General features: G+C 26.8%; 20 protein-coding genes, 1 pseudogene and 1 riboswitch. Of the genes and pseudogenes, 18 read left to right on the forward strand and 3 right to left on the reverse strand.

The window, feature by feature from the left end:
- The 16 genes and pseudogenes from ACRC8M_RS02970 to ACRC8M_RS03045 form a co-directional block, all read left to right on the forward strand.
- The coding region (locus tag ACRC8M_RS02970) for a dTDP-glucose 4,6-dehydratase (protein ID WP_438527784.1) at positions 1-552 on the forward strand (552 nt) is incomplete at its 5' end.
- A gap of 83 nt (positions 553-635) precedes the next feature.
- Positions 636-1,739: an AAA family ATPase gene (locus ACRC8M_RS02975; protein WP_438527785.1), complete on the forward strand. Its 1,104-nt coding sequence runs from the start codon at positions 636-638 to the stop codon at positions 1,737-1,739.
- Positions 1,732-2,457 (forward strand): hypothetical protein, encoded by a 726-nt coding sequence (locus tag ACRC8M_RS02980; protein WP_438527786.1) that lies wholly within the window; start codon positions 1,732-1,734, stop codon positions 2,455-2,457. The genes ACRC8M_RS02975 and ACRC8M_RS02980 overlap by 8 nt, the downstream gene beginning before the upstream one ends.
- Before the next feature lie 193 nt (positions 2,458-2,650).
- Positions 2,651-2,815: pseudogene (locus ACRC8M_RS02985) on the forward strand (dTDP-glucose 4,6-dehydratase); the annotation flags it as partial.
- A gap of 90 nt (positions 2,816-2,905) precedes the next feature.
- Positions 2,906-4,300: an AAA family ATPase gene (locus ACRC8M_RS02990; protein ID WP_438527787.1), complete on the forward strand. Its 1,395-nt coding sequence runs from the start codon at positions 2,906-2,908 to the stop codon at positions 4,298-4,300.
- A complete protein-coding gene (locus ACRC8M_RS02995) occupies positions 4,300-4,779 on the forward strand; it encodes a hypothetical protein (protein ID WP_438527788.1) in 480 nt (159 codons plus the stop codon). The genes ACRC8M_RS02990 and ACRC8M_RS02995 overlap by 1 nt, the downstream gene beginning before the upstream one ends.
- 116 nt (positions 4,780-4,895) lie before the next feature.
- Positions 4,896-5,067, forward strand: a riboswitch (Lysine riboswitch).
- A 139-nt stretch (positions 5,068-5,206) separates the two neighbouring features.
- Positions 5,207-6,679, forward strand: a complete 1,473-nt coding sequence (locus ACRC8M_RS03000) for an alanine/glycine:cation symporter family protein (RefSeq protein WP_438527789.1) — start codon at positions 5,207-5,209, stop codon at positions 6,677-6,679.
- A gap of 2 nt (positions 6,680-6,681) precedes the next feature.
- Positions 6,682-7,989: a diaminopimelate decarboxylase gene (lysA, locus tag ACRC8M_RS03005; protein ID WP_438527790.1), complete on the forward strand. Its 1,308-nt coding sequence runs from the start codon at positions 6,682-6,684 to the stop codon at positions 7,987-7,989.
- Positions 7,990-8,355: 366 nt separating this feature from the next.
- Entirely contained in the window at positions 8,356-8,961 is a 606-nt protein-coding gene (locus ACRC8M_RS03010; protein WP_438527791.1) for a PBECR4 domain-containing protein, read from the forward strand.
- A gap of 211 nt (positions 8,962-9,172) precedes the next feature.
- Entirely contained in the window at positions 9,173-11,593 is a 2,421-nt protein-coding gene (locus ACRC8M_RS03015) for a hypothetical protein (RefSeq protein ID WP_438527792.1), read from the forward strand.
- Complete coding sequence (locus ACRC8M_RS03020; RefSeq protein WP_438527793.1) at positions 11,593-14,226, forward strand: hypothetical protein; 2,634 nt, start codon at positions 11,593-11,595, stop codon at positions 14,224-14,226. Before ACRC8M_RS03015 ends, ACRC8M_RS03020 begins: the two co-directional genes overlap by 1 nt.
- Before the next feature lie 75 nt (positions 14,227-14,301).
- Complete coding sequence (locus tag ACRC8M_RS03025; RefSeq protein WP_438527794.1) at positions 14,302-14,505, forward strand: hypothetical protein; 204 nt, start codon at positions 14,302-14,304, stop codon at positions 14,503-14,505.
- Between the two features lie 55 nt (positions 14,506-14,560).
- Positions 14,561-15,664: a ThiF family adenylyltransferase gene (locus ACRC8M_RS03030; RefSeq protein ID WP_438527795.1), complete on the forward strand. Its 1,104-nt coding sequence runs from the start codon at positions 14,561-14,563 to the stop codon at positions 15,662-15,664.
- The gene (locus tag ACRC8M_RS03035; RefSeq protein ID WP_438527796.1) at positions 15,654-16,742 is read left to right on the forward strand and encodes a HesA/MoeB/ThiF family protein; all 1,089 of its coding nucleotides are present in this window, start codon (positions 15,654-15,656) and stop codon (positions 16,740-16,742) included. The genes ACRC8M_RS03030 and ACRC8M_RS03035 overlap by 11 nt, the downstream gene beginning before the upstream one ends.
- The gene (locus ACRC8M_RS03040; RefSeq protein ID WP_438527797.1) at positions 16,711-18,963 is read left to right on the forward strand and encodes an ATP-binding cassette domain-containing protein; all 2,253 of its coding nucleotides are present in this window, start codon (positions 16,711-16,713) and stop codon (positions 18,961-18,963) included. The genes ACRC8M_RS03035 and ACRC8M_RS03040 overlap by 32 nt, the downstream gene beginning before the upstream one ends.
- A 107-nt stretch (positions 18,964-19,070) precedes the next feature.
- A complete protein-coding gene (locus ACRC8M_RS03045) occupies positions 19,071-22,166 on the forward strand; it encodes an SNF2-related protein (RefSeq protein WP_438527798.1) in 3,096 nt (1,031 codons plus the stop codon).
- A gap of 64 nt (positions 22,167-22,230) precedes the next feature.
- Here the strand turns inward: ACRC8M_RS03045 and ACRC8M_RS03050 are convergent, their stop codons facing one another.
- The 3 genes from ACRC8M_RS03050 to ACRC8M_RS03060 form a co-directional block, all read right to left on the reverse strand.
- The gene (locus tag ACRC8M_RS03050; protein ID WP_438527799.1) at positions 22,231-23,145 is read right to left on the reverse strand and encodes a type II toxin-antitoxin system antitoxin SocA domain-containing protein; all 915 of its coding nucleotides are present in this window, start codon (positions 23,143-23,145) and stop codon (positions 22,231-22,233) included.
- Positions 23,146-23,177: 32 nt separating this feature from the next.
- Positions 23,178-23,519, reverse strand: a complete 342-nt coding sequence (locus tag ACRC8M_RS03055) for a type II toxin-antitoxin system MqsR family toxin (protein ID WP_438527800.1) — start codon at positions 23,517-23,519, stop codon at positions 23,178-23,180.
- 140 nt (positions 23,520-23,659) lie between these two features.
- Positions 23,660-24,412 carry a phosphatase PAP2 family protein gene (locus ACRC8M_RS03060; RefSeq protein WP_438527801.1) on the reverse strand — a complete coding sequence of 251 codons (753 nt, stop codon included), beginning with the start codon at positions 24,410-24,412 and terminating at the stop codon, positions 23,660-23,662.
- A 183-nt stretch (positions 24,413-24,595) separates the two neighbouring features.
- Here ACRC8M_RS03060 and ACRC8M_RS03065 point away from each other — a divergent pair, with 183 nt between their 5' ends.
- Positions 24,596-25,291 carry a GntR family transcriptional regulator gene (locus tag ACRC8M_RS03065; protein ID WP_438527802.1) on the forward strand — a complete coding sequence of 232 codons (696 nt, stop codon included), beginning with the start codon at positions 24,596-24,598 and terminating at the stop codon, positions 25,289-25,291.
- A 530-nt stretch (positions 25,292-25,821) separates the two neighbouring features.
- Positions 25,822-25,968, forward strand: a 147-nt coding sequence (locus tag ACRC8M_RS03070) for a glucuronate isomerase (protein WP_438527803.1), incomplete at its 3' end; no start/stop codon positions are given.

A 25,968-nucleotide genomic window follows, 5' to 3' on the forward strand; every position in this document is an offset into this window, starting at 1 on the left:
GCTTATGGAGAAACATATAAGTTTCCATTTAATATAACAAGATGTTCAAATAACTATGGGCCATATCACTTCCCAGAGAAGTTAATTCCGCTAATTATTAAAAATATTTTAGCTGGAAAGAAACTTCCTGTTTATGGAAAGGGAGATAACGTTAGAGACTGGTTATACGTAATGGATCACTGTAAAGGTATCGATATGGTAATATCTAATGCTAAGGCACATGAAATCTATAATATTGGTGGATTTAATGAGGAGCAAAATATCAACATAGTAAAACTTACTATAGATACAATAGCTAGAATCATGAGAGAGGAGCCAAAATATCAGGCGGTTTTAAGCACGGATTTAGCTAACATCAATTATGACTTAATAACTTATGTGCAAGATAGATTGGGGCATGATGCAAGATATGCCATTGATCCAACTAAGATAGTAACAGAACTTGGATGGTATCCTGAAACACCATTTACAGAGGGGATAGAAAAAACTATTAGATGGTATCTAGATAATCAAGGATGGGTAGAGGAAGTGGCCTCTGGAGATTATCAGTAGCTTTTCTTTTCTCTAGTCAAATGATATGAAATTTTGTTATACTATAATGAGTTGTAGAATTGAGTTTAGTAGGAGGGCAACTGATGTTAAAAAGCTTTAAAGTGAAAAATTTTAAAAATTTTAAAGATGAGATAGAGATAGATTTTTCAAATGTAAATTTAGAATATAATTTTAATGAAAATATAATAAAAAATAATATAGTAAATAAAGCAGCTATTTATGGTAAAAACGCAACTGGTAAGAGTAATTTAGGGTTGGCATTATTTGATATAGTTAAGAACTTAACAGATAAAGAGATTCAAACAGGTCTATATAAAAATTATTTATCAGCAGGAACAAGTCAGGATTATGCAGAATTTACATATATTTTTCAAATAGGAAGTAGTATAGTAGAGTATAATTATAAAAAAAGTGACTATAATACAATATTGGATGAAGAGTTAAAAATAAATGATAGAGTAATAATAAAATATGATAGAAGAGAAAAGGAAGAACCTATTTTTAATTTATTGGAAGCTAAAAATTTAAATAAAAAAATAGGACAAAATAAAATAGCAGTGGTCAAATATGTTAGAAATAATGTACTATTAGCAAGTAATTCAATATTATCTAGATTTTTTAAATTTGTAGATAATATGTTGTTTTTTAAAAGTGTTGAAGGGAATTTGTACTTAGGATATACTAATGGAATAGAAACTTTGGATAAAGTTTTAATAGAGAGTAATCAATTGGAAAGTTTAGAAAATTTTTTTAACGAAGCTGGGATAGATTGCAAATTAGCCGTTATAAATAATGGCAGTGAAAAATTAATAGCTTTTGAATTTGATAATGATAAAAAAATACCGTTTAAAGAAATTGCTTCTTCAGGAACGAAAGATTTACTACTATTATTTTTTTGGGTTCAGAGATTTAAGGAGTTATCTTTTGTCTATATAGATGAATTTGATGCACATTATCATTTTGAATTGGCTCGTTTTGTTTTTAAAAAAATTATAGAAATTGAAAGTGTTCAAGCGATAGTTACAACACATACTACATCTTTAATAAATAATAGAATTTTAAGACCAGATTGTTATTTTAAAATAGAAAATAATAAAATAAAATCCTTAGAAGATTGGTCAGATAGATCTTTACAAAAAGCACATGATATAGAGAAAATCTATAGAAATGGTGGATTTGATGAGTAAAATATTATTTATAGTAGAAGGAGAAGTTACAGAACACCAAGTTATATGTAGTTTAAATAAAGTTATTTTAAAAGAAATAAGGGCTAAAGAGATTGTATCATATAAAACGAACATTTATAAACTGTATGAAAGAATGTCTTCAGATAAAGATTTGAAAATAGTAGAAATTTTAAATGACAAAGAAGGACTGGATTTAAATCCTGATGACTATATTGCGATTTATTTATTTTTTGATTATGATGGACACGATTCTTTAGCAGACGATAAAAAAATAATAGAAATGTTAAAATATTTTAATAATGAAACAATAGAAGGAAAATTATATATAAATTATCCGATGATAGAGAGTTTAAAACATATAAAAACTTTAGATGGAGATGATTTAAAAGATGCAACTTATGAGATAAAAAAAGGAAGTTCATACAAGGATGTTGTTGCAAAAGATGGAGCTTCGAGATATCAGAATATAACAGTGTATACATTTGAAATATGGCAAGATATTATAAAATGTCATTTGAAGAAATTAAATTATATATTAAATGGAAAATTTGAGGTTCAAGAGCAGAAAGATTTACTAAATATTAATCAAGAGAAAATTTTTGCAATTCAAAAAGAAAAATATATAGAAGGAAATTCAGAAGTTGCAGTATTAAGCTCAATTCCGATATTTGTGGGAGAATATATTAAAAATAAGTTTTACAGTTCATTTTTAAAATGATGGTAATAGAATAAGGTTTTAGATATGAAATACAGAAGATACAGTTATTAACGAGCAGGAAAGGCACCCTGCACACTTGGGAAACTAAGTAAACAGATATGCTGGATATGCTGCCCATCTGATAACTGTATTAATTTACAAGGTGAGGTAGGATAAAATATCCTACCTCATTTATTTTAGGAAGTTTAAGTAAAGATTGGGGCATGATGCAAGATATGCCATTGATCCAACTAAGATAGTAACAGAACTTGGATGGTATCCTGAAACACCATTTACAGAGGGAATAGAAAAAACTATTAGATGGTATTTGGATAATCAAGGGTGGGTAGAGGAAGTGACCTCAGGAGATTATCAGTAATTTTTTAATTTGCAATTTTTCAAAAAAAAGCTTAAAATATAAAAAAGAATATTTTATTCCAATTTTCAATTTTTAGAAAGGAAGTGTAATATGGAATCAGTTACTAGATTAAAATCTATAAGTATAAAAAATATAAAAAATGTAAAAAATGGCTCTATAGAATTGCCTCAATCGATAGATGAAAGTGGATATGTTAAGCAATCAGATATAATAGGTATTTATGGACAAAATGGATCTGGAAAGACAGCAGTAGTTGAATCTTTAAATATATTAAAAATTTTGATTTCTGGAGAAAGGTTACCTAAAGATACAATAAACTTAATATCAGCAGATGCTGTAAGCGCAGACTTAGAGTATGAGTTTTACGCATTTATTAAAGATAAATTAAGTTCAATAAAATATAAGGTTACTTTAGAAAAATCAACTGTAAAAGATGATGATAGTGATGTATTAAAACATGATTTTAGAGTAATAGATGAAGAGATTTATTCTTTGGATTTACCTAGAGAAAAAGGTAAAAGATATAAGGTGTTAGGAGCTTTTTTCAGTACAAAGGAAATTTCACCTAAAAATTTAAAAGATTATCTTATTTCTGATGAAGATACAAGAGTAGAGTTTAGAGTTTTAGAAAATAGATTGCAAAGTGAAAGAAGGAGTTTAATTTTCTCAAAATTTTTTTTAGATAAACTACCAAAAGATAATTTTAAAGAACTAACTGATGTTTTAGAAGCTATGAGATATTACGGAGCTATGAACTTAACTGTTGTAGAAAATAGAGATTCAGGAGTGATTAATGCAAACTTTCTTATTCCATTAAGTTTTAGACATAGTAATAATGATAAAGTATCTCATGGAAAGATAGGATTATATTTAAATCAGCCTAATGAGGTTCTACTAGATGAGTACAATCTCATTCAAAATGTTTTAGAGCAAATGAATATAGTTTTAAGTAAAATAATTCCTGGATTAACAGTTACTACTAAAGAACTTTCAAGGTCGTTTAATGAGAAATCATCACAGATGGTAAAATTTCAATTGTTTTCTAAAAATGGAGATGTAGAAATTCCATTAAGATATGAGTCTGATGGAATTAAAAAAATAATTTCAATACTAAGCTCATTTACTGTCGTTTATAATAATTCTGATTATTGCTTGGTAGTTGATGAACTAGATGCTGGAATATTTGAATATCTTTTAGGTGAAATATTGGAAATTGTTTCTAAATATGGAAAAGGACAGCTTATTTTTACTTCTCATAATCTAAGACCTTTAGAAGTACTTAATAAAGATAACTTAGTTTTTACAACAACTGATAAAGAAAATAATTATACAAAACTTTCAAATATAAAAGTTACAAATAATATCAGAAATGTATATATGAAAAATGTAATGCTTGGAAGTAGTAATAAAAAGGATGAGTTGTATAATGAAACTGATAGCTATGAAATAAAAAAAGCTTTTAAAAAAGCTGGAAGTGGTAAATAATGGCTAGAAAAAAAGTTGTGATAGTAATAGTAGATATGGATGGTGCATATATTAATGAAGATGCAATAAAGCAATCATCTGAAATACAGGAGTTTAAATACACTGAAACCTATATATTAGCTCCACGTATAGAAAAAGTAGTAGAACGTAATGAAAGAAAGGCTAAAAATTTAAATGTTCTGTCTTGTCTTAATAGGATTAACGTTTCTTTAGACTATTCTCTCTATTATTTTTCATGTAATCAAGAGCATGTTCTTCATAATTTAATTGGTGTTCCAGATAATCAAAAAAAATTTTTTGCAGAAAAGTTTAATGATCAATATGAAGATAATTTTGATGAGTTCAAAGATTTTATTAGAAGTGAAGAGTTTGCTGTAAAAGGTAGTTATTTAGAGACGTGGGAATTTATAAAAAAAGACAATAACTCGTTAAAAAGATTTTCTAACATCCATCTTCTTTTAAAAGAGGAAAATCTCTAGAGAAAATCTCTACTCTTATTATGTTTTCATCTAAAAGTAACAACGACCATTTAGAAATTTTAATAAAAAAATTTGCTTTAAATTTTTTTGTGTGATATTATGTGTCTAATAAAAAATACAAAGGTAGAGGTTGCAGAGGACAAGAGTAAGTTGGTGGAGCTAGACAAAGCTTTGAAGTCAGTTGAAAGGGGAATTTGCCGAAATAAAAATCCGTCAAAATTTTTATTGGGGATATAGAAAATATCTATATAACTGTCATTAGATATCTAATGTTGTGCTATCCAAAGTTGTAAAACAATTTTCTTATATATAATATAGTGAAATTTTACAAAAACTACCATTAATTTTTTTTTGGTAGTTTTTTTTATTAGAAAAATATAAAATATATGAAAAGTTGTAAAAAAATGAAAAAAGTGAGGGGTTGAATATGAGTTATTTAAGTAGGGTAAATGATGTTTTTAGTTTTTTAAATCCAATAACAGATTTTCTGTGGGAGTTTCCAAGAAACATTGAATTTTATAAGAATCTTCCAATAATAGGGGAGTTTTCACTGGCTATTTTATTGCTGATAGGGTGTGGATTATATTTCACATTGAAACTAAATTTTGTACAGGTTAAGTATTTTAAAAGAGGAGTAGATATTCTGAAAAGAAAAAATGAAACTAAAATTGGAATATCTCCAATGGCATCTTTTTTACTGAGTAGTGCCACAAGAATAGGGCCAGGAAACATAATGGGAGTAACAGGTGCTGTTTTAGCAGGAGGACCTGGAGCACTATTTTGGATGTGGGTCAGTGCATTCTTTGGAATGGCAACGTGTTTTGTAGAGGCTACACTTTCTCAAATTTTTAAAGAAAAAAATGAAGATGACTATGTGGGGGGGATAGCTTACTACGGTAGAAGACTACTAAATAACAGTAAGTTAGCTGGATTTGTAATAGCAGTGGCGTATATTTTCTATGCACTATTTACACTCCCATCTCAAGTGTTTCATATGTTCACAGCATTTGGATCAGTAGCTAGTCAAATCACAGGAAATGTTTATGCTAGAACAGATATCCTATACATAGTAATAGGTTTAAGTATAATTTTAATTACAACAATAATTATTTTTGGAGGAATTAGAAGAGTTGCACTGGCTACAGATTTTATAGTTCCAATAATGGCAGTGACATATTTTATAATAGCACTGTTTTTAATAGTGATAAACATAGATAAAATACCATACTTCTTTACAGCTGTGTTTAAAGGAGCCTTTAGTCCAGAAGCTATTTTTGGAGGAGCTATGGGAATTGCGTTGCAACAAGGTATAAAAAGAGGTCTTATGTCTAACGAAGCTGGGCAGGGAACTGTTACCATGGCAGCGGCAGCAGCAGATGCAAAGCACCCAGTGGAACAAGGGTTTATTCAATCTTTTGGAGTTTTCGTAGATACTTTTGTAATTTGTACAATCTCTGGATTCCTAGTTATAATTGCTAACCTTTGGAACTTAGATGGTTTTGATTTTATGGCTTTAAGAAGCGATAAGCTAGGTTATTTTATAACATCACTAAAAGTATTATCTCCTACAATGTTAGAGAAACCTATTCAGTTTTTAGTTGCTCTATGTTATGGAATGTTTGCTTTCTCAACGATTTTAGGAATGATAGCCTTTGTAGAAGTATCAGCAACAGAGATATCAAGAAACAGGGTGTTTTTAAATATTATGAAACTAATCTCTTCACTGGTTTTCATCCCTTTTGGAGTGGCATGTGTTTGGTCAGGAGCGGAGTTAGATAATATTTGGATAATAAGTGATTTAACAAATATAATGATGGTATATATAAACGTGCCTTTAATTATAATGGGATTTAAGTATACACAGATAGCTTTAAAAGATTATGAAGAAAAAGGAGACTAAATATGAAATACTTAGGAACTATGAAAGATATTAACGGAGTTTTAGAAATTGGTGGAGTTTTAGTTACACAGTTACAAAAAGAGTATGGAACACCGCTGTATATATATGATTTAGAGCTTATGGAGAGGAAGATAAAGGCTTTAAAAGAGGGATTTCATAGTGAGAAGTTTAAAACGACTATTGTTTATGCATCAAAGGCTTATCTGTCAAAAGCAATGGTTCAAGTAGTAGATAGAATGGGATTGCATATAGATGCAGTTTCAGCAGGGGAGCTACAAACAATTTTATCCACTAAAATTAATTCTAAAAAGGTTCATATGCATGGAAACAATAAATCTATAGAAGAGTTAGAGATGTGTGTAGGCAGTGAAATAGGAAGCATAATTTTAGACAATAGATTTGAAGCAAAAAAAGTTGCTGAAGTTTGTAAAAGATTGGGGAAAAAAATAGATGTGATGCTAAGACTGAACATAGGAATAGATGCTCACACTCATGAGTATATAAAAACAGCAAAACACACTTCAAAATTTGGAGAGTCTATTTTCGATAGGGATATAGTGGAGATTGTAAGAGATATAGTGGAAAAAGAGGAGCTAAATTTTTTAGGATTTCATTGTCATATAGGGTCACAGATATTTGATGAACTAGCATTTGGTGAGGGGATAGACACTATGGTTAAGTTCACAAAAGAGATATCAGAAAAGCTGAATATAAAAATACCTGAGATAAATCTTGGTGGAGGGTTTGGAGTTAGATATACAGAAGAGGATACAGATGTAGATCTGAAAAAGTTGATGAAAAAAATTATAAAATCTTTAGAGGAAACTTTAGAGGCTGAAAACTTTAGTGTTGAAAAGGTGTCAATAGAGCCAGGGCGTTCTATAGTTGCTCAAGCTGGAAGTACTCTTTATACAGTGGGAGGAAAGAAGAAAACCTTTGGTGGAGAGAAGTATGTCTTTATAGATGGAGGAATGACAGACAATATAAGGCCAGCTCTTTATAGTGCTAAGTATGAAAGTGTTGTAGCTAATAGGTTAAATGAGGAGAAGAGGGAGACCATCTCTTTAGCTGGAAAGTGTTGCGAGTCTGGGGATGTAATTATAAAGGATACAAAGTTAGGGAAGTGTGACGAGGGGGATTTAGTTCTTGTTAGTTGTACAGGGGCTTATGGACACTCAATGAGTAGTAACTACAATAAAGCTTTAAAACCAGCTGTAGTTTTTGTAAAAAATGGGAAAAGCTACCTAGTTTCTAAAAGGGAAACTTATGAGGATTTAATGAGAAATGATCTGATTTTAGAGGAGATATAAAAGGTTTAATAAACAAAAAGTCAATAACATATAATTAATTCGGCATTATCGTAATATATTTAGTAAATCATAAGCTCTGTAAATTTTATCTGCTTAAAAAAGTTGAATAGAATAGCTAAAATAATTATTTACAATTTTATATTATATAGTATAATATAAGTAAACATAGGTGGTCTAGCACCTTAAAAACTCAAAATATTAGCTGAACATAAGAGTTAGCACCGTTGGTAGGCAACAGAAAAACCTAAAACATTAGCTGAACATAAGAGTCAGTACCGTTGGTGAGCAACAGAAAAACTAGATAAAATAAAAGCCACTATAACTTTTTGTTTATAGTGGCTTTTATTTTGAGTAGGGGGAACTAAAATGGATAAAAAAATAGCTTTAAAAAAAATGAAAATAGCGATTATAAATTATGAAACATATTTAAAAAATCACGAATATCTAATTATTTATAATGAGAATAATAACTATCAGTTAAGAAAAATTATTTTTAAAAAAGAAAATTTTCATCATTTAACAGGGGTTAAATTAAATATAAAAAAGTCTGCTTTTTATGATAGATTATTAAATTCTAAGTTAAGTTTAAATGATTTTGACTTTGATCCAAATGGAACAACTCGTCTAAAACTAGATATTATAGAAAAATATCATACTTTATTTTTTACACCATGTAATATAGGTTATTATGATGCAAATAACTATGTGAATATAAAGCTATCAACAAGTAAGATTATTGGGAAACAAAATATAAGTTTAGGATTAAGAAAAGAGAAAAATTACTATAATCCAAACTCTTTATTAAAACAACAAATGGGAGTGATAACTCACAAAGCATATCCTGTAATATGTATACTAAAAAAAACTTTTGACTCTAAAGAGTATGAGTATAGTTATCTGCATAAAGATTATGAAAAGGTGTTTATAGAAGATGAGTTAAAAAAGTTAGAAATGGACTTAATTATAAAATAAAGACTTGAACTCTTTTTAATTTGCCTAGCTTTTTTCATGTGGTATAATTAAGAAAAATAATGTACTAAGTGGGGAAATGATGTAAAATAAACTTTTGTATTTTAGACTCTCACTAATTTTAAGCTTTTATTATAAGGTGTATATTTATGAGTAAAAAAATTGTTAAAATAAAAATAATATAAAAAATTAAAAGTTATAAGTTGGAGGAAAAATGGGGAAAATAATAGAGATAGAAAAATTGAATCTAGGTCGATATAGTGAAGTAATATTAAAAGAAGAAGAGAACTACTTATTTAAAGATGAATATAAAAAAATTGAAAAAATTTTTCAAGAGTTATTGGAGAGTAAAAATAATAAAGACACTAATATTAACAATATAATAAGTATAATAGGGGATAGAGGAGCAGGAAAAAGTTCTTTTATGAAAAGTTTCTTGAAAAAAGTAGAAAAAGAAAAAAATGTTGAAATTTTATCAACTATAGATCCATCTAAATTTATAAAAGGGACAGAAACTTTAGAATTGATTGTAGGTTATATATTTAAAGAGTTTAAAAATAAATTGAATGACAGAAACTTTGAAAATGAAGATAATGAAAAAAGAGATTTGTTATCTAAGTTTTCCGAAATTCATAAAGGAATAAAATATATAAAAGGAAAAAATGAAGATTCTGGAAATAGTTTGGATGAGCTTTTAGAAATTTCAGAAGCTATAAATTTAGATGAAAATATAAAAAAATTAATAGAAAAATATTTGAAATTTATAAAAAAAGAAAAGTTAGTAATATCAATAGATGATTTAGATTTAAATACACAACATGTTTACCAAACTATTGAATATTTAAGAAAGTATTTAATGGGAGAGCAAGTTATTATTTTATTAGCAGTAAAATATGAGCAGCTAGAGGGTGCAATAAAAGAGAGTTTTTATAAAGAATATAGCGGAATTAAAACTTTTTATCCAAATGGATTTTTAGAAAATGAAATAGATGATAGAGCATATAAATATTTATTAAAATTTTTACCATATGATAGAAGGGTTTATTTATCTTCACCATTTGAAGATAAATTAAGAAATGCTATTTTAGAAGAACGTGAGAATAAATTAATAATTAAAATAGAAGATGAAACAAAAGAAGAAATAAAAATAAATAAGATAAAAAAAATAAAAAAAATATTAGATGAAAAAAAAGAAATAACAGTTGAAAAAGAAAAAGAATTTTCTATTGAAAGATATATAAATTTAAAAATAAAAAAAATTTGTCCGGAAAATAGTAAAAGACATGAGCTTATTCCAAATAATTTAAGAGAGTTAATATTTTTTGTTTTAAGTATTTCTAAAATATCTGAAACAGAGGATGAAAAAAAATTAGAGGAGTTTAAAAGATTCTTTTTTGAGTATTGGATATCAGAAAAATTAAACTATGAAGAAAAATCTATATTAAAACAAATGGATAAAGAACAAGCATTATCTGATAAAAACAGAGTTATTTATACTTATTTAGAAAACTTAATATATAATGGACAAAAAAAAGAGAGTGAGATTTTAGATATAATAAGAATTGGTGATGTTAGATCATTGATGAGTATTTTAAAAAGAAAAAAGCAACATTTAGATTTGATATTTGCATTAGAAGTGTTATATAACTATATTTTTAAAACTGAAATAAGCGAAAGTGATAAAGGATTTTTTGTAAGAGAGATTGATACTCTAGAGGATAGTTATAGGTATGATGTAAATATTTATAGTTATTCATTGTTAAATAAGGTTTTAGAAGATGATAAAGAAAATGAAACTTTAAAAAAATTATTAGAACCTTTTAAAACAATTGTTGATGATAACGGATACTTATATAAGAATAGAAAAATAAACTCTTTAACTAAAGAAAAAGAAAATATATATGAAAGAGTTAAATTATCAAATGTTTTAATAGATGAAAATTTAATAATAGATGATTTATTAAAAAAAGAAGAGAGAATAAAAACTAAAAAAACTCTTGTTGAAAAGTTGAAAGAATTAAAAAAAATAACGGTTGAAGATAACGATAAATTAGAAGAGAAAATAGATGATTTGTTCGATTTATTGAAGAATATGTATGAGTTAAGAAAGGGTTCTGAAAATGAGGAGGGATTAAATGAAGACTTTAAAAAGTATAAAGAGGATATAATAAAAAAAATAATAGATAATAAAAATTATAAAAATAAAGATTTAATAAATAATATTTTATTTACATTAAAAACAGAGAGAGAAAATAGAAAATACCAAAATCCATTGGAATATTTTTTAAAAGGAGCTTTTTCTGAAGAGCTAGATGAAAAAGTTATGAAAGAGAATGATAAAGATATATTTTTAGGTGTTATAGGTGAGTTTTATAAAAGAGATATTTTAAAAGAACAACTAGGTATTGAGGGTGACTTAAAAAATTTAGATGGAGTAAAAGATACAAAACAATTAATAAATATGGAAAAAATAATTGATAGACTAGATGAAAAAGGAAGTTTTGTAGAGTTATTACAATTAAATGATTTAACAGTAAATGAAGGATTTACAAAAGATGAATCAGATATAATAGAGAGATTTATAAAAAAGAATATTGAGTGGTATAAAGAAGCCATAAAGGCAGAGAGTGAATAATGAATAATATTAGAAAAAGTTTATTAGTTTTATTTCAAAATCAAAATCCTAATAAAATGTTAAAAAAACTTTTATCTAATGATTATATGTTAGATAAATCCTCAAAAATTTCATCGTTATTAGATAAAAATGATTTTATAACTCTTTTTCAATATGAAAATAATAGCTTGTATAATAAAGATGAAGTTCTAAATCTTTGTAATCTCTTAGAAAATAACTGGAATAGTAAAAAAAATATTCATAGTATAGTTATGAAATTTGCAAAAGATATTCTAGAGGAGAATGAAGGGAAACCTGTTTGTCAATTTGAAAATCTTTTACGATGGAGAGAGTTATCTTTTCAATTAGGTGAAGATTTATTTACAACTGCTTATTTTGCAGAAAAAGATTTTGAAAATAATTATAAAAGAAACTATTTTTCATGGCCTTCAATAATAAGTACAAATAACAATAGAATAAAAGAGATTTTAAAAAAAGGAACAGCTGAAAATCATTTTCATTTAAATGGATCATCCCCACATTTTCAGCTTTCTTGGATATCTTTAATGAATAATGTTAGCGGTAGGGAAAAAGAATTTGAAAAATTAAAGAAAAATAAAAGGTTATATCCAGTTATTCAATCTACATTTGATGAAAATGTTGAAAAAATTGATGTCCTTGTATTAAAGGCTGCAATTATAAGAATGTATTTATATGAAATATGTATTTTAACAAATGATAAAAAGAGAAAAGAACTAGGAGACTATTTAAAAGAAAGTGAGATATTTATATCAAAAACAGATCTTCAAAGTAAAATTGACGCTTTAAAATATATTTATGGAAAAAAATTGGATAAAGAGATTCCAGATTATATAATACCTAAAAATATAAATTCAATAAATTTTAATAATAATACAAAATATCATAATGGAAATATTTTATTATATGGAGAAAGATATTTTTTATACTCTGTTTTTAAACATATATTACAAGTACCAAAAGATAAAGTGATATCAGAGCTATTTTATATTTATTTATGTATAAAACAAAGCTTCCGAAATGAAATAATTCAAGTTAATAGAGTGGTAGGGTTTTCAAATTTTGCAGATTATCAAGATAGAAAGGAAGATTTTTTAAAAGAGGGAAGTATATATGAAAAAGCAGTTGTAAATTTAGCAATAAACTCCTCTCTTGTAGATCAAAATATTAAATTTTTAGAGACTAGAATAGCTCCAAAAAATACTAAAAAAGCTTATATAGATTCTTTAAAAAAGATCAAAATAAAAGCTGAAGATACAGCTATTTTTGATAGGTATTCTAAAGAAGAGAAACTTTTACAAAAGCTTGAAAAGAAAGAGGAGAGTAAAAATGAAAAAGGTGAATATTTTCATACAATTCATTTTATAAAAAAAGTAGAAAATAAAAGTAAAAATTATGAACTTCTTAATATGATAACACCTAGAAATTTTAAAGTAAGGGAAGATATTTTAGAGCAAGCGATAACATTAAATGATGTTAGAAAATCTACAGAGCCAATTGTAGGTAAGGTCTATGGAATAGATGCTGCAAATGTAGAGATAGGATGTAGGCCAGAAGTATTTGGACAAATTTTTAGATATTTAAAAAACTATAAACCTATTAATTTAGAAACAGAGTTAGGGTTGAATTTTTATAGAGAGATTGGAAAAACTTATCATGTTGGAGAAGATTTTTTAGATATAGTAGATGGATTAAGAGCTATAGACGAAAGTATATTATTTTTAAATCTATCTCACGGCGATAGATTGGGGCATGCATTAGCATTAGGAATAGATCCAGTAGAATATTACGAAACAAAAGAGGGGGTTGTTTTACTCCCTAAACAAATTTTACTTGATAATATAGCTTGGTTACTTTATAAAAAAAATGAATTAAACATTGAAATCTCTGTATGTTTAAATAATAAACTATTGTCTTTATTTAATAAATATTATAGGGAAATTTATATGCAAAAATCTAATTTAAACTTAGAAAATATATGTGTAAACTCATACATAGATTCTTGGAAACTTAGAGGAGATGCTCCCGAAATATATCTAGATGAAAATAACTTAGAAGAGATTGATACTATTAATATAGATATATTTGATAGGTTTAAGTTGAATAATTTAGAAGTTGTTCAAGACGCAAGAAAAAATATACTAGCTAAAAGATTATATAGAGAGTACCATTATAATTCAAATGTAAAGAATGAGGGAGATTTAGTTGTAGAATTTAAAATAGATTTTGATATTTTACAATTAATAAATAAACTTCAATTTAAAATGCAAGAAGAAATAGCAAGAAAAAATTTATCAGTAGAGACAAATCCTAGTTCAAATTATTTAATAAGTACTTTTGATAAATATGTGAAGCATCCAATTGTGAGATTTTATAATAATGGATTAGAAAGTAAAAAACAATGTAATCAGATGCATGTCTCTATAAATACTGATGATCAAGGTGTTTTTGCAACTTGTTTAGAAAATGAATATGCTTTAATGGCTCTTGCTCTTTTAAAAGAAAAAGATGAAAATTGTGAATATGTGTATAATCAAAATGCAGTATACAATTGGTTGGATAAAGTAAGAGAGATGGGATTAGAGCAATCTTTTATAAATCGATATAAGAGGTAATGAGAAAGAGGTTTAAAAAAAAATAAAGTTATGTTAGAATAAAAGTAAAAATATTAATTTCAGGAGGGAATATTTATGGAAAAAGTAAAAGAAACTAAAAGTTTTAAATTTAAAGTTTTAAGCGAAGATGATCTAATAAAAAGAGATAATTATACTGGTGGATGTTCTGGTGGAAGAAGTGATTGCTGTACTAGAGTTTGTACAAGAATAGGTGAAATAGCAACTGCAGAAGAATGGGGAAAATATTTAGAAATTAATGCAGGTGTAATACAATATTAAAAATCTAAGGTGTCTATTAATAGCCACCTTTTTTATATGAGGTGAAAATAATTACATGTTAGATAAGATTTTTAAGCTAAGAGAAGGTGTTGATGTTTATAAAATAGGAGAAGATATACTGTATTTTTATTTTATAAATAGTAGAGAGGGAATAAATATAGAAGTAAACCAAAATATAATTGATTTGATAAGAGGGTTTACAGGGAATTTATCATTAAGTGAGATATTAAAAATGTTAGAACAAGACTATGATAAAGAGTTGGAGGAGTTTTTAAATTTTTTAATAGATAGAAACATTCTTTATGTAATAAAAGAAGAAGAAAAAGTTATAGATGAAAATGATATTGAAAGATATTCAAGACAGTTAATATTTTTTCAAGAATTTTTTAGAGAAAATCCATATTTACTTCAAAAAAAATTAAAAGATCAAAAGTTTTTAATTTTTGGAGCAGGCGCAATTGGATCAGGAATAGCTATTGAATTAGCTATGATGGGCGTAGAAAATTTCATAATAGTCGATAAAGAAAAAATATCTCTCAAATCAAAGCAAAGACATTTTTATTTTAAAAGTAAAGATATAGGTCAATATAAAGTAGATTCTTTAAAGTTATATTTGCAAAATATAAATAGTAATATTAAAGTTGAAACATATCATGATACTATAAATTTTAATAGTGATTTATCAAAATATTTTTCACTAAAACCAAGTTTTATAATAAATACTTTGGATGAACCATATATAGGAGTAACAAGTTTAAAAATTGGAAGAGAGTGTTATAAAAAGAAATTACCATTATTTGTGGCAGGAGGGTTTGATGCTCATTTAATGAGTACAGGTGAGTTAATAATTCCCGATAAAACTCCTTGTGTTGATTGCTATATAAATCACTTTACAACGAATTTAAAAGATTGGAAACCAGAATATAATATAAAAATAGTAAATCAAAAAGAGCGATTATTTGAAGTTGGAGGTTTAGCTTCAATGTCTTTATTTTCAATTAGTTATGGTGTTATTGAAATATTAAAATATCTTTTAGGAAAAGATGAATATTTAGGATTAGGAAGAGGAGAGCTTTTGTTTGAAGATTTAGAGATAAAATATATAAAGGTTGAAAAAAATAGGAAATGTTTAGTATGTGGTGATATAAATGATATATAAATTGAGACCATCGATAGCAGTAGTTGAATTAGAAAATAGAATAGAATTCTTTTTGACTAATATTAGAAAATCTATTTCTCTAGAGGGATTAACAGAAGTAAAAGAATTTTTATTTAAGTTTGATGGAAAAAAAGAATTAGAAGAAATTTTAGAAAATGAAAATTTAGATGAAAGAAGTAGAGATGAAGCAAAATACTTAATAGAATATTTAAATGAAAAGAACGTTCTTTTAAAAATAGATGAAAATTATAAAGCAACATATAAAGAATACCCTAGAGTTTATAATTTGCTCGAAGATTATTTTAACTCGGTTTCTGAGGTAAATAAAGCTTTTGAAAGAGTGAAGACTTCAAGAGTGATGATTATAGGATTGGGAGCTGTTGGAACTTGGGTCGCTCATAATTTAGTAATGTCTGGTGTAGAAAATTTAATTTTAGTAGATTTTGATAGAGTGGAATTAAGTAATCTTCATAGACAAGTTGGATTTTTTTCAGAGGATATAGGAAGATATAAAATAGATGCTTTATCAGACAGATTACTTGAATTTAATGAAAATTTAAAAATTAGTAAAATCAAAGATAGGTTAGATCCTGAGTTTTTTAAAAGAATAGATTTTACTAAAATTGATTTAATAATTAATTGTGCAGATTATCCAAGTGTAGATAAAACATCTATAATAGTTGGAGAATATTGTATGAAAAACAATATAAATCATTTAATAGGTGGAGGGTATAACTTACATCTATCTTTAATAGGCCAAGTTGTAATACCAGGAAAAACAGCATGTGTGAAGTGTTTTGAAAAAAGTTTAGAAGAATTAAATAAAATAGATACAAAAAATATAAAAAAATTGGAAAATAAAGATAGAAAAGTAGGAAGTTTTCCCCCACTAACATCATTATCAGCATCAATAACATCAAATGAAGCTTTTAAGTGTTTAGCAGGAATAAGTGAGCTAGTTATGAATGATAATAGAAGCGAATTTTTAATAAAAGATATGAATTTTAGAAACATAAAAATGACAAGAAGAAAGGATTGTGATTGGTGTGGAGAAGAAGGAGAGTTTTATAGAATATAATGGTATAAAGACAAATAATTTAAAAAATATAGATATAAAAATAAAAAAAAATACATTGATATCAATTGCTGGACCAAGTGGATCTGGAAAAAGTTCATTAGCGTATACTACAATTTACAATATTTCTAGATTTGAAGAAGCTAAGTTAAAAAATGATGATAGTATTGAAAAAACATATAGAATAAAAGATTATAAAAATATTGTTCCAGCAGTGGATTTAAAACAAATTAATTTAAATAATAACCCAAGATCTACAATAGCGACATTTTTAAATTTGGATTCAGAGTTTAAGAAAATTTATGGAAAAGAAAATAAAGTTTCTCCAGCAATTTTTACATTTAATATGCCAAATTCTGCTTGTGAAATCTGTAAAGGTTTAGGATTTGTATACTCGCTAGATCAAGATAAAATAGTAGATGAAGAGAAAAGTATAAAAGAGGGAGCCTTCATCCCTTGGAGAAAATCAACTTTAGGGTATGAAGAGAAGTTACTTATAAAATTTGCAGAAGATAATATGATACCATTGGATGTAAAAATATCTAAGCTACCACCAAAAGAAAAGAAACTTCTTTTATATTGTGAAAAAAGCGAGAAGAAATACAGAGTTTCATATAAAGCTTATGGAAAACCTAGAAATAAAGAGTTTTATTATGTGGGAATTATAACTCAGCAAGATGAGTTAAAAGCTTCTAATAAAGCATCGGGCTTACAAAAAATAAAAAAATATACAGAAATAAAAGAGTGTCCGGTATGTAGGGGGCAAAGATTTAATAAAAATATACTGTCATATAAATTTTTAGGGAAAAGTATAGGTGAACTATATAGTATGGAAATATCTAAATTATATGAATTTCTAAAAAGACAAAACAAGGATGAAGATATAAATTTTATTTTGATTTTATTAAAGGAAATTATTGATTCTAATTTAGGATATTTAAATTTGAATAGAAGTATCCCTACTTTATCGGGAGGAGAACTTCAAAGAATAAGATTGGTCAATATTTTAAGCTCACAAATTTCGAATATGTTATATGTAATAGATGAACCAAGTGCAAAGTTACATGTGACAGAATATGAAAATTTATATAAAAGTCTCATAAAAATAAAAAATAGAGAAAATACATTATTATTAGTAGAACATAATCCATATTTTTTAGAAAAATCAGATGAAGTTATATATATAGGTCCAAAAGCTGGTAAAAATGGTGGAGAAAAAATAACAAAAGAAGAATATGAATTAAAAGATAGAAAAAAATTGGAAGCTGAAGTTTATACAAAATCTCAAAATAAAACTGAAAAAATTTTTGAAATAAAAAATATAACTAAAAATAATTTGGAAAATATAAGTATAAAAATTCCTTCTAAATCATTAATTGGAGTTTATGGAGTTTCAGGTTCAGGAAAAAGTACTTTGTGCAAAGAGATGGCAAAAAAAATAGAAAATAGTATTTATATAGATCAAAAGCCAATAAGAGGGACAACAGTATCTACAATTGGAAGTTATAGTGGAACTTTATTTGAAGATATAAGAAAAGAGATTGCACAAAATTTAAAATTAGTAAATCCAAATATATTTAATTTTAATTCAGATGAAGGAAAGTGTAAAAATTGTGCTGGAAAAGGAAAGATAAAATTTCAATATGATTTTGGAAAAGAGATCGAGGTTTTATGTCCAAGTTGTAGAGGGAAAAGATATTCTGAAAATATACTAAAAGATAAAAAATATCAATATAAGAAGTATAATATATATGAAATATTGAATTTGAGTATAGATGAATTAATTACTAAAAATATATTTGAATCACCAAAAATAAATAATAAATTAAATTTATTAAATCAATTAGGGTTAGGACATTTAAATTTATTTAGAACGACGGACACTTTGTCAGGAGGAGAATCTCAAAGAGTAAAACTATCAGATGCTCTTGGAAAAAATATTAAAGATAAAATACTTTTTTTTGATGAACCTTTAAGTGGGCTTTCATTTAAAGATAGTATTAATATTTTAAAGATTTTTAAACTATTAACATCTAAAGGTGCAACAGTAGTATTTATAGAGCATAATGTTATGGGAATAAAAGCATGTGATTACATAGTAGAGGTTGGCCCTGGAAAAGGAAAAGATGGGGGTAAAATAATTTTTCAAGATTCACTGGAGAAATTTATGGAGTCAGATAATTACAAAAAATATAAAAAATTTAGTTCACATAAAAGCTTATAAAAATTATGAGGTTAGATATTAATTTATCTATCCTCTTTTTTTATAAATTTTTGAAAGAAAGATTATATGATATAATAGAAAATAAAGGAAAAAATTGGAGGGCACAATTGGATTTTTTAAAGAGATTAGAAAATGAGGTTGGATACACAATTTATAGTCGAGGAAAGGACTATTATAATAGAGGAAGGGCTGGCAACTTTAAACTTTATGGAGTAGATGAGGAGTATTACGGAGAGGGAGTTCGTAATCTTGCAGGATTAGTAAAGGGAAGCAACTACTTAAACTATAAAACTGAAGTTATTTTTAGTAAAGATGAAGTTTTAGACTTTAATTGTAGTTGTATGTATTTTAGAGAGAATGTAAAACCTTGTAAACACATTGTATCTGTTGCTATGGCAGCGTATAATCTAGTTTTAAAAAAAGAGAGTATAGAAAGAACCAAGCCAGATGTTCATTTAGATTTTTTAAAAAACCCAATGGGCGAGAAAAAAAATCTAATATTTTTAAAAATCACCCCTAAAATTGAAAATATAAGGGGATATATAGATTTTAAACTGGATATAGAGATTGTAACTAAAGAGAAAAACTATAAGTTGACCAATAAGCTTTCTAAGTTTTTGAGAGCTTATGGGACAACATCCTTTGACTTTGGAAAATCTTATGAGTACAATCCTACAACAGATTACTTTCAAGGGTGGGAGAGAAAGTTTTTAGATTTCCTAAAAGAGTATGAGGGGATTCTTGAAAAAAGCTATTATGGAGAGTTTAATCTTTCAACTATTTTAAGTAATAAATTTAGTTTTGATAGACTTATAGATATTTTAGTAGAGGGAGATCAGATAGTTTTAAAAAATGGAACTCTGAAGGAGATTCTAGAGATAGATATTAAAAATTCAGGTAGTGATATTGAACTAGCTTTTAAAAATATATCTAGTTTTATTCAAAGAGGAGAGAGAACTCTTCTTCATTTGGATAATGGAACTCCAATATTTTATAGAGTTTCAAGTGAGGATATAGAGATCTATAAAAAAATTCGTCAAAAAACTAGCAGAAGCGAAACTATGGTAATTAGTGAAAGTAATCTTCCTGTAGTTATAAACTCTATTCAAAAAGTGGCTAAGTTAGAACTATCGGAAAATATAAGGGAAAAGGTTTATACTCCTAAAAAGATAGAGGATAAAATCTATATAGACTCATATAATACCTACGGATTAAAGGTTTATACTAAGAGATTCTATGATGGAATATATGAGGGGGACTTAGATGGAACAATAATTTTAAGTGACCAACTTGAAGGATATTCGTTATATAAAGATGTTTTAAAAGATTATAAAAATAACTTTGAAAGTGGAGCCTATCATATTACAAATGTTGAGAGTATATATAAGTTTGTAGTTGAGGGAATACCTGAGTTAGAGAGATACTATGAGATGTATTACTCTGAGGAGTTTAAAAATAAAAGTTATACCACAGCTAGTTACCGTGTAGAAACAAAAGTTACTGATATTTTAGATATAAGTTTTAATATAGATGGAATAGATAAAGATGAGGTAGTTAGATTTTTAACTGCAGTTCGTGAAAAGAAAAAATACTATCTTTTAAAAAATGGTGGAATTATTGATATAGGAGATAGTTCAGAGCTAGATGATTTAAACGATCTTTTAGATATTTCAGAGGCCAGTAAAAAAGAGATTGAGGCTGGAGTTATTTCAAGAGCTAAAAACTATAGCTACTTTTTAAGTTCAACTTTAAAAAGAATAAAAAATCTACTTTTAGATAAAAACTTTGAAGAGATGGAAAATAATCTAAAATCTATTACAAGTGAGGAGGAGGAAACTTTTATAAAAAAGAGTTTTCCTATTTTAAGAGACTATCAGCTATATGGAGTTCAGTGGTTGAATACTCTTAAAAAACTTGGACTTGGAGGTATCTTAGCTGATGATATGGGACTTGGAAAAACACTACAAACTATAGTGTATTTAGCTATGGAGAAAAGAGAGTTACCAAGTATAGTTATAGCTCCTAAATCGCTAGTGTATAACTGGAAAAGTGAGTTTGAAAGATTTGCTCCTGAAGTAACAGTTAAGATGTGTGTAGGAGTTAAGTTGGAGAGAAAGGAAGTTATTGAAAGTCTAAAAAGTGGAGAGGTTCTAATAACAACCTATGGTCTTTTGAAAAACGATTTAGAGTTCTATAAACAGATGGAGTTTGGAGAGGGGTTTGCAAATATAATTATAGATGAAGCTCAGAATATAAAAAATATTTTAGGAAAAACTTCAAATGCTATAAAAGAGATAAAGGGTGAAACTAAGATAGCTCTTACAGGTACTCCTATTGAAAATAACATACTTGAACTTTGGAGTATATTTGATTTTGCTTTTCCAGGTTATCTTGGAAAACATACAACATTTAAAAAGAGATATTTAGATAATCTAAAAAGTTTAAAAAGTGTTGTGGGGCCATTTATATTAAGACGTACAAAAGGGGAGGTTCTAAAGGAACTTCCAGATAAAATTGAGCAGGATGTTGTTGTTGAGTTAGGTGAAAAACAAAGAAAGCTATACTTAGGGTATTTGGAAAAGTATAAAAGAGAGGTTGAAGCTGTTGGCAGTGATGCTATAAAGATACTATCTTGTTTAACAAGGCTTCGTCAACTGTGTAACCATCCAAAGCTATTTATTGAGGACTATAAAGGGGAGAGTGCAAAACTAGATGCTCTTTTAGAACTTCTTCAAGAGGCTAAAAGTGGAGGACATAGAGTGTTACTGTTCTCTCAATTTACAGAGATGTTGGGTATAATAAAAAGTCATTTAAAGGATGAATTTAATATTTTATACTTAGATGGAAAAACTAAGGTGGAGGAGCGTTTAAACTTAGTTCAAAGATTTAATAGTGGAGAGGGAGATGTATTTATAATCTCTCTTAAGGCAGGAGGAAGTGGACTAAATTTAACAGGAGCAGATACAGTTATACATTTTGATCCTTGGTGGAACCCATCTGTGGAGAATCAAGCTACAGATAGAGCTCATAGAATGGGACAAAAAAATGTGGTAAATGTATTTAGACTTATAACTAAAGGGACTATCGAGGAGAAGATAAATCTTATAAAAGATGAGAAATCTAAAGTTATTAGTGAAGTTTTAGATGGAGAGAAACGAGAGCTTCTAAAAATGAATAGGGATGAGCTGTTAAAGCTATTTTAATCTATTAAAAGAAAAAAAGTAAAGTGCAGTTTTTGCACTTTACTTTTTTACTATAAAGATAATATTAATTGTAAACTTTTTTAAAGTATTTTAAAATTGCCTCTTTTGTAATCTCTTCGTTTTGTGTTGTGTCTAACCAAGGGTCTTCTTCATGTGTAAGAGAAACCAATTTGTTTGGACTAAACTCTCCGTAACTTTCTAATACCTTAAAGATAATTTCTTCAAGACCTTCTGTAAGAGAGATATTTTCCTCTTTTGATATATTGCATCTATCATAAATTTTATATTTATGGTAGACATCTTCTATGACAGGTCCATATGTCCAATTTACAATTTTTTCAAGAAAAGCTGGTTTATTATAAAATCTTAAAGAGACTCCTTGAATAAAGTAAAGAATTTTTTGTAAAAATAGAGGCGTAATTTCCAGTTGGAGCTCATCACAAATCCACAGAAGTTTTTTAACAACATCAAAGACACAGACTGTTTCAAAACTTTTCTTTTCAGTGTATAAGGGAGTATTTTTTAAAATTCTATGATTTTCTAATAACTCCAAATTAGTTAATCTTTCATATAAAAGTTTATAAGTTTCTTCTGAAATTTTATCCCAATTTATTTCAAGTAATTTTTTCATATTTTTAACATCTTTAGATAGTGTAATAATGGAATCATTAGCCTCAGTTTGTAGCATACCATTTTCATATCTATGAATGGTAACCTTTCCCAATCCCAAAATTAAAGAATAATCACTTTGGTTTAACCCGTATTTTTCACGAATAGCAACGATATCCTTTGTTGAGTTCATTTTTTTTTCAGATCTATATATATCATAAAGTGTTGTAGTATTTTCAATTTCGATATTTCTATCATATATCTCTTCATTTGTTTCAGTATTAACTTTAACTTTTTCATTAAAAGTTATAAATAGATCTCTAACTTTAACTTTTTTCTCTCTAACTAAAACAATAATTTTTTTATCCATAAAATCCTCCTTAAAATTACATAAATATAGAATTAACGTTCAGCTTCATGAAAAGATAAGCATATAGCTAAATCACCGTTATCTAATTTTAATTTTATATAAATCTTATACATTTCATAATGAGTGATAAACTCCCAAATATCATCATTTGGAAATTTATGATCAGATGATGGGCCTCTATAATAATCATTAACTTGTAGTTCACTAATAATTTCTTCAACGTTAAAAATACTTAATCCCATTTCATATATACTTGTCATATTTTTATCTCTAGGAATTAATTTTAATTTTCCTTCATTTGTACGCCTAGCACACTCATTTAAGAAATTTTCAATATCAGGTTTTAATAATTCAAAGAAACTTTCATTTTGCATAAATCACTCCTGAATTTTATCAATTGATAATTTTAATTACAAGATTGTATCATGTTTTCTTTTTTTTATCAATTGATAATTTTAATTAATGATTGCTTACTTTGCTATAGATAGAACTAAAAAAGCTAGGTATAAATTACCTAGCTTAAATCATTTAAAGAGGATGGATTAAGACTATCTCTGTATTTTTTAGCAAGGAAAAGACCAAATAATAAACTAGCTAAAACATCACTTAGCCAGTGATATGATAGATAAACTCTAGAAATAGCAACTAGTATTGGAATAATTGACCAAAATATTTTTATATGAATATTTTTATTCGTCATTGCCAAGTAAAAGAATCCACAAGAAGCTACCATAGTGTGTCCTGATGGGAATGACATATAATCTCCGTTGTAAGGAACTCTCTTTTGTAGAACATCTGTTATAAAATAAAAACCAAAGTTATTCCACTCTTGGTAAGGTCGACTTCTCATAAAAATAGTTTTTAAAATAGTAGAGATTAAAAAACCAAAGATTATTATAACGACTGTACTTAAAATTAAAGTTTGAAGTTTTGTATTCTTCTTATACCCAAAGTATAAAAATGTAGGAAGAGCTACTAAAGCTAAGTAATTGGGTTCGCCTAAGTGAGTGATTCCTTTAAAAATATATGTTAAAGTGTTATTTAATGCAGGATAGTTAGCTAGTAATCCTTGAGGATATTGATTAGATACAGTAAAAGCGATTTTTTGATCTAAGAAATTTATCACAAAAAGTAGAAATATAACAAAAACTATAAAAAGTATAGATTGCATCCTTTCGATTCTTAAGTTTAACTTGATAAGATCTCTTCTTTTTAATAAAATATAGATGATTAAACAGATTAAAAGTATTGTACCTATACCTATCATTGTGCCCCCCTAAAAAAATTGATTTTCCATATTTATAACACTCCTTAAAATACAAGAAAAACTGCATATTTCCTTTGTTATTTTATAGAGAATATATGTAAAAAAACTTTAAAAAGTATGACTAGTATACATTTCTACAGAATGCTGATATAATATATAAAAACATTGATAGGAGAGAAAAGGATGAGACTACAAGGGGTAAGTAAAGATTCTAAAGAAAATACTAGACAGTATATATATAGAGTTCTAAGAGAGAATATTATGAGTTTAAATTTAAAGCCAGGAGAATCAATTGGGGAGATAGAACTGAGCAAAATATTAAATGTGAGTAGAACACCACTTAGAGAAGCTATTGTTCAACTAGTAGAGGAGAAGTTACTTCAGGTTTTTCCTCAAAAAGGATCATTTGTTTCTAAGATAGATTATAACTTAGTAGAGGAAGCTATATTTGTTAGGGAAACATGTGAAGATAGGATCTTAAAAATGGCTATTTACGATAAAAATGTAGATGACTTAGTGATGAAGTTAGAAAAAAATATAGAGTATCAAAAAATAATTTTAAACTTCGAAGGGGATCTACATGAGTTTTTCACTTTAGATAATGAATTTCATTATATCCTATTTGATCACTACAATAAAAAGAATAGTTGGAAAGCTATAAAAAGATTATCAACTCACTATGATAGACTTAGACTTTTAGATGCTTTAGAAAAAACTAATATTGAAGCGACACTAAATCAACATATAAAAATCGTAGAGTTAATAAAAAATAAAGATGAAAAGAATGTAGACACACTAATTGAAAAACATCTTTTAAATTATAAAGATGTAATTAAAAAATATGAGACAAAATATCCAGAATATTTTTGTAGTAAATAAAAAAAATTAAAAGAAAAAGTATTCCAATGAAAATTATTTTTGACATCACGTATGGTACACCCCCTTTCTAGAGGCTAAGTAAACCACCGTAATTAGTATAACACATTTACAAAAAATAGAAAAGAGCCAGCTTCCGACTTCTGGCTCTCACTATAATGTACCTTACGTGCATTAAATAATTTTCATTTGTAACTGAATTATACTCCTATTTTATACAAAAATCAAATAATATTTTCTTAAAAACTTTAGATAGTATGACTAGTATATATTTATACAAGATAGTAGACAGTACACACAGAGTTCTAAGAGATAATTTTAAAGTATTTTTGTAGTAAATAAAAAAAATATTATAGCAGAAGCACTTGAAGTATAGTTAAAAACACTGTATTTTGAGTGCTTTTTGTTTAAAATAGAACACTAATCTCTGGAAATAGAACAAAAAAAATTGTTGACAAATTGCAAAAGATTAGTTATCATACTTGCATACAACTAATACAAAAAGATTTGAAGGAGTTTCTATGAGAAAATTTATGGATTCAGATTTTTTATTAAAAAATGATGTAAGTAAAAAACTATATGAATATGCAGAGAAAATGCCAATATTCGATTATCACTGTCACCTTAATCCAAAGGAGATAGCTGAGAATAAAAGCTATGAAAATATAACACAGATTTGG

Origin of the sequence: Cetobacterium sp. (genome assembly GCF_051653945.1) — a bacterium.
Classification (GTDB): domain Bacteria; phylum Fusobacteriota; class Fusobacteriia; order Fusobacteriales; family Fusobacteriaceae; genus Cetobacterium_A.